The sequence below is a fragment of the Bosea sp. Tri-49 genome, from assembly GCF_003952665.1.
Lineage (GTDB): Bacteria > Pseudomonadota > Alphaproteobacteria > Rhizobiales > Beijerinckiaceae > Allobosea.
Map to the genome: position 1 here is coordinate 2,587,559 of NZ_CP017946.1, position 16,221 is coordinate 2,603,779.

Here is a 16,221-nt window from a genome sequence, read left to right on the forward strand (position 1 = left end):
GGAACGGAGGCTCTGGCCTCCGTTCTCAGGAGCGCGCCCGGTCGATCGCGCGCCGCACGACCTGCGTCACTTCGCTGTTCGTCAGGAAGAGGTCGTGGCGCAGCAGGCTCCAGCCACGGCCGGCGGTATCCGCAACGCGCACACCGAGCTGCTCCAGCCGTTCGCGGTCGGCGGCGCCGGCGCGGGCGACGCCACCGGCAAGGCGGGAGGAGACTGCCAGCGCCTTGTCGCCGGGATCGATGATCACCGTCATGCGCTGGGCTACCGAGCCGAGCCGCGGCACTGTCTGCTCGAAGGCGTCGATGTCGACGTCGGGCGAGGCCAGCACGACGGCGCCGATCCGATCCGACAATCCTTCGAAATCGCGAAGCTCGCGCAAGCCTTCCAGCGTCAGGAAGCTGCCCATCGAATGCGCGACGATGTTGATCCGACCAATCGTGGGGTTCGCGACCAGCGCCTTCAGCGTCTGGACGAAGCCGTCGCGCGACCAAAGCGCGCTTTCCCGGTCATAGGCATAGGCGAGCAGCCCGCCGCCCGAGGGCCAGGTGAACAGCGCAGTGCGCCCCTCGAAGGCGAGCGCATGCGAGAGCTGGCCGGCACTGCGCGCGGCCGATTCAAAGGTCTCGTTGAAGCCGTGGACATAGAGCAGCACGTCGCGACCGGTCGCAGCTTCGGAGAAGGCGCGGGCGGTGTCGCTCGCGCTGCGGCGGGTCACGCCGAGCACGGCCCAGTCGCCACTGACCACGGAGCTCACCTGCGCCGCGACGCCGCGTCCCGGCGCCGACAGCCTGACCTCGGCAAAGGTCAGGCCGCTGCCGCGCTCGGAGCCGAAATAGGGCGCACGATCGCCCATCGGCTTGCGCGTCGTCGCGACGAGCAGCTGCGGCTCCTTGCCGAAGCTGGATGAATCCGCCGGCCCGACGAAGGGCGAGATCGACGCCTCGCTCTGGGCGCAACCAGCCAGCCCCAGCCCGAGGAAGGCGACGAGGGAGCGGCGTGAAACGGCATGTCGCAAAGGCGAGGTCACTGGCTAGGTCCAAGAATGGGAGTGCGGACCTTCTGGCCGCAAACCCTTAAGGCCAGACCAACGCGGCCAGAATGGGGCGATTACCGATCGCGCTCCACGAAAGAGGGCGAGGCCTTGGAGTCCAGTCCGAGCATGCCGCCGCCCGTTCCACCATCCAGCCCGTCGGTGCCGAGCCGCTTTCCGATCATCTGGACGACGCGCGGAGTCGTCGCGAACTTGCCGTGGTTGTAGTCATCGCCGCTACGATCCTTCGACAGGTCGATAATCCTTGCGCCGGCCCGGTTGAGATCGGCGATAACGTCGACATCCTTGTCCGAGATAGCCCCGAGCCTGGTCTTATCGCCGGCGAATTGGCGCGAGAAATCGAGCGCCCTGTCGTCTGAGGAGACGAAAACGGTCACCGGCCGCTTGATCGCGGCAAGCTGGGTCTTGAAGACGTCGAGATCGATATCGGGCGCCGCCAGCATGACGTTGCGCAGCTTGCCGCCGAAGCTGCCGTCGCCACGGATCGCCGCCTGCCGCAAGGTCTCGACCGTCAGCAGCGTTCCCATCGAATGCGCCAGGATATCGAAACGATTGGCGCCGAGATCGCGCGCGATGACGCGCAGGCCCGTTTCCAGGGCGTCTCGGGAGAAATCAGCGCTGTCACGATCATAGGGATAGGCCAGGAGTTGCGCACGCGACGGCCAGGTGAACAGCACCGGCACACCCTTGAAGCCGGAATCGGTGACGATCTGGGCGAAGCGGAAGGCGGCGTCGGCGAAATTCGTGTTGAAGCCGTGGACGAAGACGAGCACCTCGCGCTCGGCCGGCGAACGCTGGGCCACCGCCGCCTTAACTTGTTTCAGCATCTCCGCCTCGGAGAGGAGTTTGACGCCGCCGACAGTGAAATGGCTGGCGGGATCGCCCGCGCTCGTGACGCTGCCCGGGAGTTCGAGCTGGCCGACCTGGTGATTGCGCGGCACGTTGATGTCGAGCCGCGCAAAGGCAACTGCCGGGCTGCGCTCGCCGCTGAAATATTCCGGCTGCTTGGTCGAGGCGCGTGAGGTCGCGACGAAGATGCTGACCGTGCCGGAGGTGTCATCTGGTTTGGCCACCGAGACGACCAGCACACGCGGGGGGCCGCCACAGGCGGCGAGCACCAGCGACAGCAGCGAGATGAGAACGAAAGACCGCAACCCGGACACGCGACACGCTCTCCGCAACCCGAGAAACTCGTCTCACCGTCCCCACCGCTTGGCAAGGGCGGGGATGACACGGCCGCCTCCAAAAGGCTCGCTTCCGCTGCAAGCACTCTCTTGCTACCAGCGGGTATGGTCGACCTCACAGCGCTCGGCGATGCGATTCTCAAGGGCGAGCGCGCGGCGCTGGCACGGGCGATCACGCTCGCGGAAAGTCGCCGCGCCGATCACCGCGAACAGGCGCAGACGCTCCTGTCCCGCCTCCTTCCTCATACCGGCAAGGCGATCCGGGTCGGCATCACTGGCGTGCCCGGCGTCGGCAAATCGACGACGATCGACGCGCTCGGCAGCCATCTGACGAGCCAGGGCCACAAGGTCGCGGTGCTCGCGGTCGATCCGTCCTCGACGCGCAGCGGCGGCTCGATTCTCGGCGACAAGACACGGATGGCGCAGCTCGCGATCGATCCGAACGCCTATATCCGGCCCTCGCCCTCCTCCGGCACGCTGGGCGGCGTCGCAGCCAAGACGCGCGAGACCATGCTGCTCTGCGAAGCCGCCGGCTTCGACGTCATCCTGGTCGAGACGGTCGGCGTCGGCCAGTCGGAGACGGCGGTCGCCGACCTCACTGACTTCTTCCTGGTGTTGATGCTGCCCAATGCCGGTGACGAGTTACAGGGCATCAAGAAGGGCATCATCGAGCTCGCCGACATGCTCGCGGTCAACAAGGCCGATGGCGACGGTGCGACCGCCGCGCGTGCAGCCGCCGCGCAGTACAAGGCAGCGCTGCACATCCTCGCGCCGACCTCGCCCCTGTGGTCGACGCCGGTCGTCACCATCTCCGGCCTGACCGGTGCCGGCCTCGACGCGCTCTGGGCCAAGATCGAGGACCACCGCGCCCGCTTCGAGGCGAAGGGCCTGATCGCCGAGAAGCGCCGGCGGCAGGACGTCAAATGGATCTGGGCGATGGTGCAGGACCGGCTTCAGGCTAAGCTCCGGCACGACCCGGCACTCAAAGCGCGCACGCCCAAGCTCGAAGCCGCTGTCGCTGCAGGCGAGATGGCGCCTACCGCGGCTGCAGATGAGATCGCCAAGGCACTCGGCCTCTAAGCTGACGGTGCGCCATCGACGGCACGCCTCTTGAAGTCATGCTGCGAGATGGAGGCTCCGATGACGCTTTCGCGCCGCGACTGGCTGCGGACGGCCCTTTTCGGCACGGTTACGGCTTCGGCCAGTCCCGCGCTGGCACAGACGCCGCGCGCGACCGTATCCGCACCACTCGGCACGCTCGGGATCGAGGCGGCGCAGTTCGGCTTGCGCCCCGGTTCCACCGATGACCAGTCGCGTATTCTGCAGAACGCGCTGATCGAGGCGGTCAAGCGCGATACGCCGCTCGTCGTCGCGCCCGGCCGCTACCGCATCGCCAATGTCGTCCTGCCCGAGAATGCCCGCCTGATCGGCGTGCCCGGTGCGACACAATTCATCGCCGCGCAGGCCGGGCCGCTGCTGGCGGCGCGGCGCATCAAGCGCGTCGCCATTTCCGGGATGGGACTCGATGGCCTCGATATGAAGCTCGGCCAGCGCACCGGCCTGCTCAATGTCGAGGAAGTGCTCGACCTCGCTCTGTCAGATTGCGAATTCGCCAATGCCGGCTCGGTCGGGTTGACGCTCAATCGGACCGCGGGGCGCATTGAGCGCAACCGCTTCCGCTCGATGCGGGATGCGGCGCTGTTCTCGCTGGATTCGCGCGGGCTTTCGATCGAGGCCAACACAGTCGAGGATTGCGGCAACAACGGCATCCAGCTCTGGCGCAGCCAGGCGGGAGACGAGCAGAGCCTGATCCGCGGCAATCGCCTCAACCGCATCCGCAGCGATGCCGGTGGCGACGGGCCGAACGGCAACGGCATCAGCCTGTTTCGCGCCGGCGGCGTCGTGATCGAGGGCAACACCTTGCGCGACTGCGCCCTGACCTTCATCCGCAACAATTCCGGCTCCGGCGTGCAAATCCTCGGCAATCAGGGCCGCCGCTGCGGCGAGACCGGGCTCTATTCGGAATTCGCCTTCGAGGGTGCGATCATCGCCAACAACCTGGTCGAGGATTGCGCGCAGGGCGCCAACATCACCAATCTCGACCATGGCGGGCGGCTCTCGGTCTTCGCCAACAACATCATCCGCAATGCGCAGAGGGGATTCGCGCCGAAGGGCAAGGAGCTCGTCGGCGGGCTCGGCGTGCATGTCGAGGCGGAAGCGGCGGTCACCGGCAACGTCATCGAGAACGCCAGCGAGGTCGGTATCTCCCTCGGCTGGTCCTGGGCGATGCGCAATCTCGTCGCGACCGGCAACGTGGTCCGGCGCACCGGGATCGGCATCTCCGTCTCGCTCGTCCCGAAGGAGCGTAATGCGCTAATCGCCAACAACGTGATCAGCGAGGCCAGGCTCGGCGCGGTGGTCGGCACCGAATTCGGCAAGGTCGTCACCGGCGACCTGACCAAGGGCGAAGACAAGCGTGCCGCCGGCATCCGCGTCGAAGGCAATTCCGTCGGCTGAAGCTCAGTCCGAGGGACCGCACCAGCCCGGCAAATGCGCGGCCTCGCGCGACCGGGCCAGGTCCAGTGCCCTTTCGAGCGCCTTGGCGAAGGATCGTTCGAGAACCGCCCGCTTGATGCGTCGGCGCAAGAAGTCCGCCCAGAGGAACTCGCTGAACGGCGCCTCCGTCTTGGCGTAGCCACCGGCAAGCCGCAGCGCTCCCGCCAGCGAGCGATAGGGATCGTCGACAAGGCCGGAGACCTTGCGTGGGATTTGGTCATGGCCGCGCCGATGCCCCTCTGCATCGAGGGGATGCATCCAGCTGCGACTATCGAGGAAACTCCAGAACTCGTCCTTGCCGAGCCGCGACAGGTCGGCGACTTCGGTCGTCAGCACCTGCTCTTCACCCTCCAGATGCAATGCGAGCGCGAGGTGGTGGTGGTCGATCAGATAGAGACGCCGCTTCGGGCCGATGACGACCGGGACGGCATGGCGGCCGAGGAAATCCGCGCCCTTCTCCTCGCGCTCCGCCCGCCAATGGACCTGCTTCATCTCGACTTCGCGCATGCCGACGGTGATCTGCGTCGGCCTGAGATCGGCGATGGCGATAGGATGCAGCCTTGGCTCGACCGAGTAGCTCATGAAGCCCCCTTCGCGGCTGGCACGAGCGCCCTCACCGCCTCCTCGACGCTATGGAAAACATGCTCGGCCCCGATCTCGGCGATCACGCCGAAATCCTCCAGCGCCTGCAGCGCGCGGACGGATTCAGCCCGGGCGATGGCGAAAGCACCGCCCCGCTCCCGGCAGGCCGCCGCGACAGCGAGCAGGGCCTGCGCCGCGGTGTAGTCGATGGCAGGGATGCCGCCGGCGTCGAGGACGAGCAGAGCCGGCTTCCGCTCCGCCAGCAGCGCCAGTACACCAAGTCGGAATATCTCGGCGTTGGCGAAGAGCAGCGGCGCCGGAAAGGCAATCACCAGCACGCCCTCGACCTGCTCGCCGCGATGGCCGGGCTCGGGCGGCCACCAGATCGTCGTGCCGGGAATGCGCAACTGCTCGATCGGCTCGCTGCGCGTCGTCATCCAGACGCCGTGCAGCAGCGACAGGCCGATCCCGACGGCGACGCCCGTCTCGACCGGCAGCCAGACGATCGCGATGGCCGTGAGCAGAACGAGCGCAAATTCGGTTCGCGACTGGCCGGCGAGCCGGCGGATGACCTCGACCCGGATGATACGCTGCGCCACGAAGAACAGCACGCCAGCCAGCGCCGCCACGGGCACCTGCGCCAGTAGCGAGCCGCCGGCTACCGCGAGCGCGAGCACGATCAATGCCGCCGTCGCTGCAGCGAGCTGCGACCGGCCACCGCTCTCGGCGACGACAGCCGTTCGCGGCGGGCTCGCGTTGACAGGAAAGGTGCTGGCCAGCCCGGCGAGGAGGTTCGCCGCTCCGAGGCCGATGAAATCGCGGTCGACCTTGGGCTCGCCGCCGTCCGGATCGCGGAAGGAGCGGCTCACCGTCGCCGTCTGCATCATCACCACCAGCGCGATGACCAGCGCGAGCGGCACGAGGCTGCGAATGTCCCTCCAGTCGAGCACCGGCGGCACGAGACTCAGCCAGCCTGAGGGCAAGGCGCCGAGCACCGCGACGCCATGCGCCTCCAGTTTGAAGAGCACAACCGCCGTCGTCGCGGCAACGAGCGCCAGCAGTGCGCCCGGCAGGCGCGGGACGAAGCGTTCGCACAGGTTCACGGTCGCGAGCGTCGCGACGCCGATCGCCAGCGAGATGACGTTGATGCCGCCAAGCCCATGCCAAAGCGCGGCGAGCTGGCCGGCAATGTGATGGCCGCCGCCGGGAATGCCGAGCAGGCCGGGAAGCTGTGAAACGGCGATGTGGACGGCGATGCCGGCGAGAAAGCCGGTCAGCACCGGCACGGACAGGAGATCGGCGATCCAGCCGAGCCGGAGCAGGCCGGCTAGGACCAGTACAAGCCCGACGAGGAGCGCGAGCAAAGTCGCCGAGCCCGCCGGGATCGCGCCACCTACAGCCAGTGCAGCAAGGCCGCTGACGAAGATCGGGGTGATCGTCGAATCGGCGCCGGCCGTCAGCAGGCGGCTCGCGCCGAAAAGGACGAAGCCGAGCGTCGCTGCGACGAAGGCGTAGAAGCCGATCTGCGGTTCGAAGCCACCGAGCCGGGCCGTCGCCATCTGCTCGGGGATTGTGATCGCCGCGAGCGTCAGCCCGGCGAGCAGGTCGCGGCCTAAGGCGCCGGCGCGGCCTGTCGCAGCGGAATTCTCAGCTGGGGCGGAAACAGGCGGCATTGCGCGGGACCGAGGGCAGGCAGCCAACCTCGCCCCGCCTTTCGTTCGCCGTCAAGCGCGCGATCGCAATGCCTCGGTAGCCCGGATGCGGCCTACCTCAATGCCGTTCCAGTTCTTCATGACCGTCTCGCGGAAGGGCGCGAAAGCCTCTTCATCGCCACCCTGTCGCGGCAGGAAGCGCTCGATCAGCGCCGCCATGGCGATCTCGGTGGCGCGGCCGGCACCATCGTCGCATTTCAGCGCGATGCCATAGCCGAGTTCCGGCAAGGTGCCGCAATAGACGCCCTCGGCGCCGGTCTTGATGAAGGCGCGGGCGCCGAAGACCTCCATGAAGCGGGTATCGAAGCGGCCGGTGCCGGCGACCATGAAGGGGTTGGCCGCGACTGCCTCGCGGATGCGCCGCGCCGCCTCGGCGCGCTTAGGCCCGAGGCCATTGCCGGTGCCGAAGCGGGCGAAGCCGAGCGCCAGCGCCTTCAGCGGCACTGCATAAGTCGGGATCGAGCAGCCATCGGTTCCTGAGAGCTCGGCCTTGTGCGCAGCACCGGTCACCTCCTCCAGCGCGGCGCGCACCGCCTGCTGCACCTTGTGACCCTCCTTCACATAGCCGGCCGGGTCCTCGTCGATGCCACAGGACAGGCAGACGAAGCCGGCATGCTTGCCGGAGCAGTTGTTGTTGAGGGCTGTCGGCTCGCGACCGGCCTTGGCGAGCGCCCGCGCAGCCGCCTCGCCCATCGGCCAGTGCGCACCGCATTCGAGGCAGGCAGCATCGCGGCCGGCCTTCCTGAGCATACCGAGCGAGGTCTCGGCATGGAGCTCTTCGCCGGAATGCGAAGAGACCGCGAGCGCGATTTCGGCGTGCGTCAGGCCGTAGCTATCGGCGGCGCCGCTTTCGAGCAGCGGCAGGGCCTGCAGCGCCTTCACTGCCGAGCGCGGGAAGACCGGCCGCTCGACATCGCCAAGCGAGAGCACCACGGCCCCGTCGGCATCGACGACGATCACCGAGCCGCGATGGCGCGATTCGACGGTGCTGCCACGGGTGACTTCGGCGAGAACAGGGTTGTCCATGGGCGGCTCCGGCGCGATCGAGGCTGCGTCTTGTCGCGTTTGTCGCAGCGCCTGTCAAAAGACCTCGACCGGCCGGGTGCGCATGGAGCAAACTGCCCCCGAACCGAGCCGGCGGCTACAGCCGAGGCGCAGCAAAACCAGGATCCGATGTCCGTCGACTACGAGACCGAATATAACAATCGCGCCCGTGTGCCGGAGCATCCGGGCATCATCGCCGGCTGGGCCCGCGATGCGGCCGCCTATCGTGAGGTCGCCGTCAGCGAGCTTGGCGTGCGCTATGGCGAGGGCCCGCGCCAAACCTACGACCTGTTCAAGCCCGAGGATGTGAAGAGCAAGGCGATCGTGCTCTTCATCCATGGCGGCTACTGGCAGGCGCTCGACCCGAGCTTCTTCTCGCACATGGCGCGAGGGCTCAATCAACGCGGTGTTCCCGTCGCCGTCGCCGGCTATGATCTCTGCCCACAGGTCGAGGTCGGCCACATCGTCTGGGAGCTGCAGCAGGCTGCCGCGACCATCTGGCTGCGTTACAATCTGCCGGTGGTCGCAGCCGGACATTCGGCCGGCGGCCAGCTCTCCGCCTGCCTGCTGGCGACGGGCTGGAAGAATGTCGATCCGGAGCTTCCCGACCAGATCGTGCCGGCCGCCTACGGCATCTCCGGCCTCTACAATCTGAAGCCGCTGACCGAGACCAGCATCAACAAGGCGCTAGGCCTTTCGCACGAGGGGGCGGAACGCGAGAGCCCCTTGTTCTGGCCGGCACCGTCAGGGCTGGTGATGGACGCGGTCGTCGGCGGAGCCGAGAGCACCGAGTACCTGAAGCAGAGCCGTAGGCTCACCGACGTCTGGGGCCTCGAAGGCGTGCGGACGCGCTATCAGGAGATCGATGGCGCCAACCACTTCACCGTGCTCGACACGCTTCCCGATCCCGAAAGCGGCATGACGCGCCGCATCGCCGCGCTTGCCGGCGCTTGATCTTCCCGCGCCAGCGGCTATCGAAGGGCTTGAGGAATCCGGAGCGCGCGATGCAGACCTTCTTCGTCGAGATCAAATGCAGGCTCGGCAAGACCTATGAGGTCGCCAGCGAACTCGCCGACCGCGAGATCGCCTCGGAAATCTATTCGACCGCCGGCAATTACGACATCCTGGCCAAGTTTCATGTCGCGGCCGATGTCGATATCGGCCATTTCGTCGCCCAGAAGGTCCAGTCGATTCCCGAGATCGCCGACACCCACACGATCATCACCTTCAAGGCGTTCTGAGCGCTATCTGATCGGCGTGGTCAGCCCGTCCTCCGGCTGCATCGCGATCAGCAGATCGGCAAAACGGCGCGCCGCCGGAGCGACCGAGCCGGCGGACGGAAACAGCAGCATCGTTCGATAGGCGATGGCCGGCGCGAAGCGACGGGCCACCAGCCCCTGCATGCCGCCTAGCGTCAGGGGAAATGGATTCAGCAAAGCCAGACCGACGCGCTGCCTGACCATCTCGGCGACGAAAACGGCCGCCGTGCCCTCCCCGACCAGGCGCAGGGCCACTCCGGCGTCGGCGAAAGCCTGCTCCACCTTGATGCGCTCGGGAAAGCGCCGCGCGAGGGCGATGATCGGCTCGTCGGCAAGATCCTGTGGGCCCAACACCTCGCGGTCGGCAAGCGGATGATCTTCCGGCATCAGGACATGCGCCACGGCTTCGCGAATGACCTCGCCATGGATTCCGATATGCGATGCCGACATGTCGACCAGCCCGAGATCGACCGCGCGGTCGGCGACCTGCGTGATGACGGTGGAGCTCGTGTCGATCTCGACATTGGCGACGACATCGGGCTCCAGCCGACGGAACTCGGCCAGAACCGGCGGCAGGACGAACTGGGCCAGGGTCGGCGGCGTTGCGATGCGCAGCACGCTCGCCTGAACGGCCTGTCCGGGCCAACGATTCAGCCGGTCGAGCGCTGCGAAGATCGGCTGTGCCTCGGCGTCCAGCGCAAAGGCGTCTGCAGTGGGCACAAGTCGGCCGCTTTCGCGCGAAAACAGAGGCAGGCCGACATGGGCCTCCAGCGCGGCTAGCGCCCGCGACACGGCGGGCTGCGAAATGCCGAGCATCTGCGCTGCTGCCACCGTCTTGCGGGTCGTGATCATAGCTTGCAGCACCTCGAGCTCGCGCAGGCTCGGGGTTCGTCGATCGGCGCTCGCCGTATTCACCATGGTCGCGTTCTGCCCCTATCCGCGCCTCGCATCCGCCTATGCGTTGAGATTATATCATAGCGCGCGCCGTATAATTTACAGGTATACGAAATCGTTCTACAAGCCGGCCCGGGCGAGAACAGGGGCAGACCGGCCAATCCGGCGACTCGCCATGCGCGGCTCAGTTGTGAAAGATGGCGCATCAAGGCCATCGGAAGGTTCGGAATGAAAACGTTCAGCGCCAACGGGCTGAAAGCTCTCAAGCTCGCCATTCTGGCGGCTCCTGTCATGACCATCGCTGGGCTCGCATCCGCCCAGGAGCTCAAGATCGGCTTGTCGGCCGAGCTCAGCGCGATGGACCCGCACTATCACAACGTTTCGCCCAACAACATGCTGGCGCGGCACATCTATGAGCCGCTGGTCGGGCAGGACGAGAAGCAGGCGCTGAAGCCGCTGCTTGCCGAAAGCTGGAAGGCGATCGACGACACGACCTGGGAGTTCAAGCTGCGCCAGGGCGTCAAGTTCCATGACGGCACGCCGTTCACCGCCGACGACGTGATCGCCACCATGCAGCGCGCGCCGAACGTGCCGAAGAGCCCGTCGAGCTTCTCCGCCTATGTCCGCGGCAAGGAGTTCACCAAGGTCGACGATTTCACCGTGCGCGTGAAGACCGCGGCGCCGGCGCCTCTGGTGCCGACCGACCTCTCGACCTTCGGCATCATCCCGGCCAAGTGCAAGGACACCACCACCGAGGACTTCAACCTCGGCAAGTGCACTACCGGCGGCACCGGCGCCTACAAGCAGGCCGAATATGTCTCCGGCGACCGCGTCGTGCTGACCCCGAACGAGAATTACTGGGGCGGCAAGGAGCCCTGGTCGAAGGTCACCTTCCGGATGATCACCTCGGCGCCGACCCGCGTCGCGGCCCTGCTCGCCGGCGATCTCGACGTGATCGAGAACGTGCCGACCTCCGACGTCGCCCGCCTCAAGGGCGACGCGAAGCTCAGCGTCGCCAGCACGGTCTCGAACCGGGTGATCTATTTCCATATGGATCACTTCCGCGAGGTCTCGCCCTTCATCAAGGGCAAGGACGGCTCCGAGATCAAGAACCCGCTGCGCAACCTCAAGGTCCGCCAGGCGCTGTCGATGGCGATCAACCGCCCGGGCATCGTCGACCGCATCATGGAGAAGGAGGCGATCCCCGCTGGCCAGCTCCTGCCCGACGGCTTCTTCGGCACCTCCAAGAAGCTGAAGCCGGTCGCCTTCGACCTCAACGGCGCCAAGAAGCTGCTCGCCGAGGCCGGCTATCCAAACGGCTTCAAGATGAAGCTGCACGGGCCGACCAACCGCTACCTCAACGACACCAAGATCATCGAGGCCGTCGCGCAGATGTTCTCGCGACTCGGCATCGAGACCGAGGTCGAGACGCTGCCGTCGGCGAACTTCTTCACCCGCGCCTCGCAGGGCGGCCAGGGCAATGTGCCTGAATTCTCCTTCATCCTGGTCGGCTGGGGCGCCGGCACCGGCGAATCTTCCGACTCGCTGAAGGCCCTGCTCGCCACCTTCGACCCCGCCAAGGGCATGGGCGCGACCAATCGCGGCCGCTACTCCAACCCGACCTTCGACGCCAAGCTCGTCGAGGCGCTGAGCACCGTCGACGACGCCAAGCGCGACGCCGCTCTGGCCGAGGCGATGGATATCAGCATGAACGATGTCGGCCTGATCCCGACGCACTACCAGCTGAACACCTGGGCCTCGCGCAAGGGCGTCAAGGTGCAGGCCCGCACCGACGAGTACACGCTCGCCACCGGCATCCGGAAGGAATAAGCCGGCCCGGCTGAACGCGTCGTCGCCGCCATTGGCGGGTTGGGCTGGAGCCCGGCCCGCTTAGCGGGCAACGTCCCAGGAGCCGTTCCACGCTCGCCGCCTTCCGGCATCTGGCCGGTACCGGCCGCGCGGAACGGCTCTATCTTTAACTTGCTCCAGCTTTAAGCTGGAGGCGGATTGAACGATCCGGAAGGCCCCGGACCATGCTGGCATTCGTCCTGCGCCGCCTGGCGCAAGCCCTCTTCGTCATCGCGGCGATGCTCGTGATCGTCTTCTTCGGCGTGAACGTCGTCGGCGATCCCATCTACATGCTGATCTCGCCCGAGATGGACCAGCAGCAGATCGCCGAGACGGCCCGTGCGCTCGGCCTCGACCGGCCGATCTGGGAGCAGTTCCTGGTCTTCCTGAAGAACGCCGCCCAGGGCGATCTCGGCCGTTCCTTCGTCCATGGCGAATCCGCCATCAAGCTGATCCTGCACCGCATGCCGGCGACGCTGGAGCTCGCCTTCGTCGCGCTGGTGCTGGCGATCCTGATCGGCCTGCCGCTCGGCCTCTATGCCGGCCTGAAGCCGGAGAGCCGGCTGTCGCGCTTCATCATGGCGGTCTCGATCCTCGGCTTCTCGCTGCCGACCTTCTGGGTCGGCCTGATGCTGATCCTGACTTTCGCGGTCAGCCTCGGCTGGCTGCCGGCGACCGGGCGCGGGCCGACCGTCTCGGTGCTCGGCATCGAGACCTCGCTCCTGACCATGCAGGGCTGGCAGCACGTCGCCCTGCCGGCGTTCAACCTGGCGCTGCTCAAGATCTCGCTGGTCATCCGCTTGGCGCGAGCCGGCGCGCGCGAGGCGGCGCTGATGGACTACGTCAAGTTCGCGCGGGCCAAGGGCCTGTCGCAGAGCCGGATCATCGGCGTCCACATCCTGAAGAACATCATGATCCCGATCGTCACCGTGCTCGGGCTCGAATTCGGATCGCTCGTCGCCTTCTCGGTGGTGACCGAGACGATCTTCGCCTGGCCCGGCATGGGCCGCCTGCTGCTCGAGGCGATCACCCGGCTCGATCGGCCGGTGATCGTCGCCTACGTCATGGTCGTCGTCGTGCTGTTCGTCACCATCAACCTCCTGGTCGACCTGGTCTATTCGGCGCTCGACCCACGCGTACGCCTGACGGAGGCGACATCATGAGCGAAGCCGCCCTGCCCTCCACGACTGCCGCCCCGCCGGCCGCTCCCGCCAAGGAGGAGACGCCGTTCCGCCGCTTCGTCCGCTCTTTCATCGAAGACCGGCTGGCGCTGTTCGGCCTCGCCCTCTTCATCCTGATCGTGCTGCTCGCTCTGGCCGCCCCGCTGATCGCGCCGCAGAACCCCTATGATCTTGCCAGCGTCGACGTGATGGATTCGCGCCAACCGCCGGGCTCGGCCGCGGGCGAAGGCTTCACCATGTGGCTCGGCTCGGACGGTGTCGGCCGCGACCTGCTCTCGGGCATCCTCTACGGCCTGCGCATCTCGCTGATGGTCGGCGCCTTCTCGGGCATCCTGGCGGCGACGCTCGGGGCGGCGGTCGGCCTGATCGCCGCCTATGCCGGCGGACGCACCGAGAACGCGATCATGCGCCTCGTCGACCTGCAGCTCTCGCTGCCATCCGTGCTGGTCGCGCTGATCCTGGTGGCTGGCCTCGGCAAGGGCGTCGACAAGATCATCATCGCGCTGGTGATGGTGCAGTGGGCTTACTATGCTCGCACCGTGCGCGGCTCGGCGCTGGTCGAGCGTCGCAAGGAATATGTCGAGGCGGCGCAATCGCTCGGCCTCTCCCATGCTCGCACCGTCTTCCGGCACATCCTGCCGAACTGCCTGGCGCCGGTGATCGTCATCGTCACCGTGCAGACCGCGCATGCGATCTCGCTGGAGGCGACGCTCTCCTTCCTCGGCGTCGGCCTGCCGCAGACCGAGCCCTCGCTCGGCGTGCTGATCGCCAACGGCTTCCAGTACATGCTCTCGGGCAGCTACTGGATTTCGGTCTTCCCCGGCTTCGCACTGCTGATGACGATCGTCTCGATCAACCTGGTCGGCGACCGCCTGCGCGACGTGCTCAACCCGCGCCTGGAGAAGTGAGCATGGCGCCAGTTCTCGAAGTCAGCGGTCTCAAGACCCATTTCTTCACCCGCGCCGGCACGGTGAAGTCGGTCGACGGCGTCTCATTCCATGTCGAGCGCGGCGAGGTGCTCGGTCTCGTCGGCGAGTCTGGTTCCGGCAAATCGGTCACCGGCTTCTCGGTGATGGGTCTGATCGATCCCCCGGGGAGGATCGTCGAGGGCTCGATCAAGCTCAACGGCAAGGAACTGGTCGGGCTCGACGAGGAGGGCTTCCGCAAGGTCCGCGGTCGCGAGGTCGCGATGATCTTCCAGGACCCGATGATGACGCTGAACCCGGTCTTGCGCGTCGACACGCAGATGATCGAGGCCGTCACCGCCCATGACAAGGTTTCGCACAAGGCGGCCCGGGAGCGCTCCCGCGACGCGCTCGCCAAGGTCGGCATCCCCTCGCCCGAGGAACGCCTCAACGCCTATCCGCATCAGTTCTCCGGCGGCATGCGCCAGCGCGTCGCGATCGCGATCGCCCTGCTGCACCGCCCGCCTCTGATCATCTGCGACGAGCCGACCACGGCGCTCGACGTCACCATCCAGAGCCAGATCCTGGCCGAGATGCAGGGGCTCTGCGCCGACACCGGCACGGCACTGGTCTGGATCACGCATGATCTCGGCGTCGTCGCCGGCCTCGCCGACCGGATCGCGGTGATGTATGCCGGCCGCATCGTCGAGACCGGCGCGGTCGACCCCGTCCTCGACACTCCGCTTCATCCCTATACCAGCGGGCTGCTCGGCTCGCTGCCGGCAGAAGGTGAGCCCGGAGCCCCCTTGCGCCAGATCAGGGGCTCGACGCCCTCGCTGGCGCGGCTGCCGCAGGGCTGCGCCTTCGCGGCGCGCTGCGATTACGCGCAGGCCGACTGCCTTTCCCTCGCCCCCGACGTCACCCCCTTCCCGGGAGCACGCGGCGTGCGCTGCCACCACCCGCTGAACCTCGCCGGAGTCGCGGCATGACTACGCCGATCCTCACCCTCGAAGGTGTTTCGAAGCGCTTCACCAAGCCGCTCGACGCTGCCTCGAAATTCGCCAACCTACTCGGCGCCAACTACAGCGAGCAGACCGTCCACGCCGTCGACAGCGTCGACCTCTCGATCCGCCAGGGCGAGGTCGTCGGGCTCGTCGGCGAATCCGGTTGCGGCAAGTCGACGCTCGGGCGTGTCGTCGCTGGCGTCCACCATGCCAGTTCCGGCCGCGTCTCCTGGCGCGGGCGCTACACCAACGAGATGTCGTCGGAGGAGCGGAAAGCGGCGACGCTCGCCATCCAGATGATCTTCCAGGACCCGATGTCCTCGCTCAATCCGCGCCTGCGCGTCACCGACATTGTCGGCGAGGCGCCGGTCGTGCACGGGCTGGTGCCGAAGGTGCAGCAGGACGCCTATGTTGCCGAGATGCTCGACCGGGTCGGGCTCGATTCGACCTATCGGCGCCGCTATCCGCACCAGTTCTCCGGCGGCCAGCGCGCCCGCATCGGCATCGCGCGGGCTCTGGCGGTCAAGCCGCAATTCCTCGTCTGCGACGAGAGCGTGGCCGCTCTTGATGTATCGATTCAGGCCCAAGTCCTGAATCTTTTCATGAAGCTGCGCGACGAACTTAACCTGACTTATCTCTTTATTAGCCATGATCTCTCGGTGGTCCGGCACCTCTCCGACCGGGTCGTGATCATGTATCTCGGCCGCGTCGTCGAGGCGGCCCCGGCAGCCGAATTGTTCAAGGGCCCGCAGCACCCCTATGCGCAGGCGCTGCTCGCCAATGTGCCGTCGATCGCGGCGCGCAAGAAGCGCTTCGCTCCGCTGAAGGGCGAGATCCCCTCGCCGCTACATCCGCCGTCCGGCTGCCATTTCCACCCGCGCTGCCCGCAGGCCGGACCGCGCTGCAGGGTCGAGCGGCCGATGCTGAAGGAGATCGCCACCGGGCATGTCGCCGCCTGCCATCTGCACGATGGCGGCGTCGGTGCGCTGGCGGCCTGAGCT

Annotated in this window: 15 protein-coding genes; 9 read left to right on the forward strand and 6 right to left on the reverse strand. The window is 67.1% G+C overall.

Annotated features, from left to right (window positions below):
• Positions 1–25 precede the first annotated feature (25 nt).
• Positions 26–1,027, reverse strand: coding sequence for an alpha/beta hydrolase (locus tag BLM15_RS12760; protein ID WP_236846651.1), 1,002 nt, complete (start codon positions 1,025–1,027; stop codon positions 26–28).
• 80 nt (positions 1,028–1,107) lie between these two features.
• Positions 1,108–2,214 (reverse strand): alpha/beta hydrolase, encoded by a 1,107-nt coding sequence (locus BLM15_RS12765; RefSeq protein ID WP_126113108.1) that lies wholly within the window; start codon positions 2,212–2,214, stop codon positions 1,108–1,110.
• Between the two features lie 126 nt (positions 2,215–2,340).
• On the opposite strand from BLM15_RS12765, the gene meaB reads away from it, so the two are divergent.
• Together meaB and BLM15_RS12775 are read left to right on the forward strand one after the other, a co-directional pair.
• Positions 2,341–3,315, forward strand: coding sequence for a methylmalonyl Co-A mutase-associated GTPase MeaB (gene meaB, locus BLM15_RS12770; protein ID WP_126113109.1), 975 nt, complete (start codon positions 2,341–2,343; stop codon positions 3,313–3,315).
• 60 nt (positions 3,316–3,375) lie between these two features.
• Complete coding sequence (locus tag BLM15_RS12775; protein WP_164547509.1) at positions 3,376–4,752, forward strand: TIGR03808 family TAT-translocated repetitive protein; 1,377 nt, start codon at positions 3,376–3,378, stop codon at positions 4,750–4,752.
• A 3-nt stretch (positions 4,753–4,755) separates the two neighbouring features.
• Here BLM15_RS12775 and BLM15_RS12780 read toward each other — a convergent pair whose 3' ends face one another.
• Genes BLM15_RS12780 through BLM15_RS12790 form a run of 3 tightly spaced genes read right to left on the reverse strand, consistent with a single transcriptional unit; the run spans position 4,756 to position 8,111 of the window.
• Positions 4,756–5,373 (reverse strand): ParB-like protein, encoded by a 618-nt coding sequence (locus BLM15_RS12780; RefSeq protein ID WP_126113111.1) that lies wholly within the window; start codon positions 5,371–5,373, stop codon positions 4,756–4,758.
• Positions 5,370–7,046: a SulP family inorganic anion transporter gene (locus BLM15_RS12785; RefSeq protein WP_126113112.1), complete on the reverse strand. Its 1,677-nt coding sequence runs from the start codon at positions 7,044–7,046 to the stop codon at positions 5,370–5,372. Before BLM15_RS12785 ends, BLM15_RS12780 begins: the two co-directional genes overlap by 4 nt.
• A gap of 51 nt (positions 7,047–7,097) precedes the next feature.
• On the reverse strand, positions 7,098–8,111 hold the full coding sequence (locus tag BLM15_RS12790) for an asparaginase (RefSeq protein ID WP_126113113.1): 1,014 nt from the start codon (positions 8,109–8,111) through the stop codon (positions 7,098–7,100).
• Positions 8,112–8,258: 147 nt separating this feature from the next.
• Here BLM15_RS12790 and BLM15_RS12795 point away from each other — a divergent pair, with 147 nt between their 5' ends.
• Both BLM15_RS12795 and BLM15_RS12800 read left to right on the forward strand, forming a co-directional pair.
• Positions 8,259–9,083, forward strand: a complete 825-nt coding sequence (locus tag BLM15_RS12795; protein ID WP_126113114.1) for an alpha/beta hydrolase — start codon at positions 8,259–8,261, stop codon at positions 9,081–9,083.
• A gap of 50 nt (positions 9,084–9,133) precedes the next feature.
• A complete protein-coding gene (locus BLM15_RS12800) occupies positions 9,134–9,370 on the forward strand; it encodes an Lrp/AsnC ligand binding domain-containing protein (RefSeq protein ID WP_061964496.1) in 237 nt (78 codons plus the stop codon).
• Between the two features lie 3 nt (positions 9,371–9,373).
• On the opposite strand, the gene BLM15_RS12805 is transcribed toward BLM15_RS12800, so the two are convergent.
• Positions 9,374–10,306 carry a LysR substrate-binding domain-containing protein gene (locus BLM15_RS12805; RefSeq protein WP_126113115.1) on the reverse strand — a complete coding sequence of 311 codons (933 nt, stop codon included), beginning with the start codon at positions 10,304–10,306 and terminating at the stop codon, positions 9,374–9,376.
• A 204-nt stretch (positions 10,307–10,510) separates the two neighbouring features.
• Here BLM15_RS12805 and BLM15_RS12810 point away from each other — a divergent pair, with 204 nt between their 5' ends.
• The 5 genes from BLM15_RS12810 to BLM15_RS12830 all read left to right on the forward strand — a co-directional run bounded on the left by BLM15_RS12810 (position 10,511) and on the right by BLM15_RS12830 (position 16,218).
• Positions 10,511–12,112 (forward strand): ABC transporter substrate-binding protein, encoded by a 1,602-nt coding sequence (locus BLM15_RS12810; protein ID WP_126113116.1) that lies wholly within the window; start codon positions 10,511–10,513, stop codon positions 12,110–12,112.
• Between the two features lie 203 nt (positions 12,113–12,315).
• The gene (locus tag BLM15_RS12815; RefSeq protein WP_126113117.1) at positions 12,316–13,293 is read left to right on the forward strand and encodes an ABC transporter permease; all 978 of its coding nucleotides are present in this window, start codon (positions 12,316–12,318) and stop codon (positions 13,291–13,293) included.
• Complete coding sequence (locus BLM15_RS12820; protein WP_126113118.1) at positions 13,290–14,219, forward strand: ABC transporter permease; 930 nt, start codon at positions 13,290–13,292, stop codon at positions 14,217–14,219. Before BLM15_RS12815 ends, BLM15_RS12820 begins: the two co-directional genes overlap by 4 nt.
• A gap of 2 nt (positions 14,220–14,221) precedes the next feature.
• A complete protein-coding gene (locus tag BLM15_RS12825) occupies positions 14,222–15,205 on the forward strand; it encodes an ABC transporter ATP-binding protein (RefSeq protein WP_126113119.1) in 984 nt (327 codons plus the stop codon).
• Positions 15,202–16,218, forward strand: coding sequence for an ABC transporter ATP-binding protein (locus tag BLM15_RS12830; RefSeq protein ID WP_126113120.1), 1,017 nt, complete (start codon positions 15,202–15,204; stop codon positions 16,216–16,218). Before BLM15_RS12825 ends, BLM15_RS12830 begins: the two co-directional genes overlap by 4 nt.
• Positions 16,219–16,221: the final 3 nt, after the last annotated feature.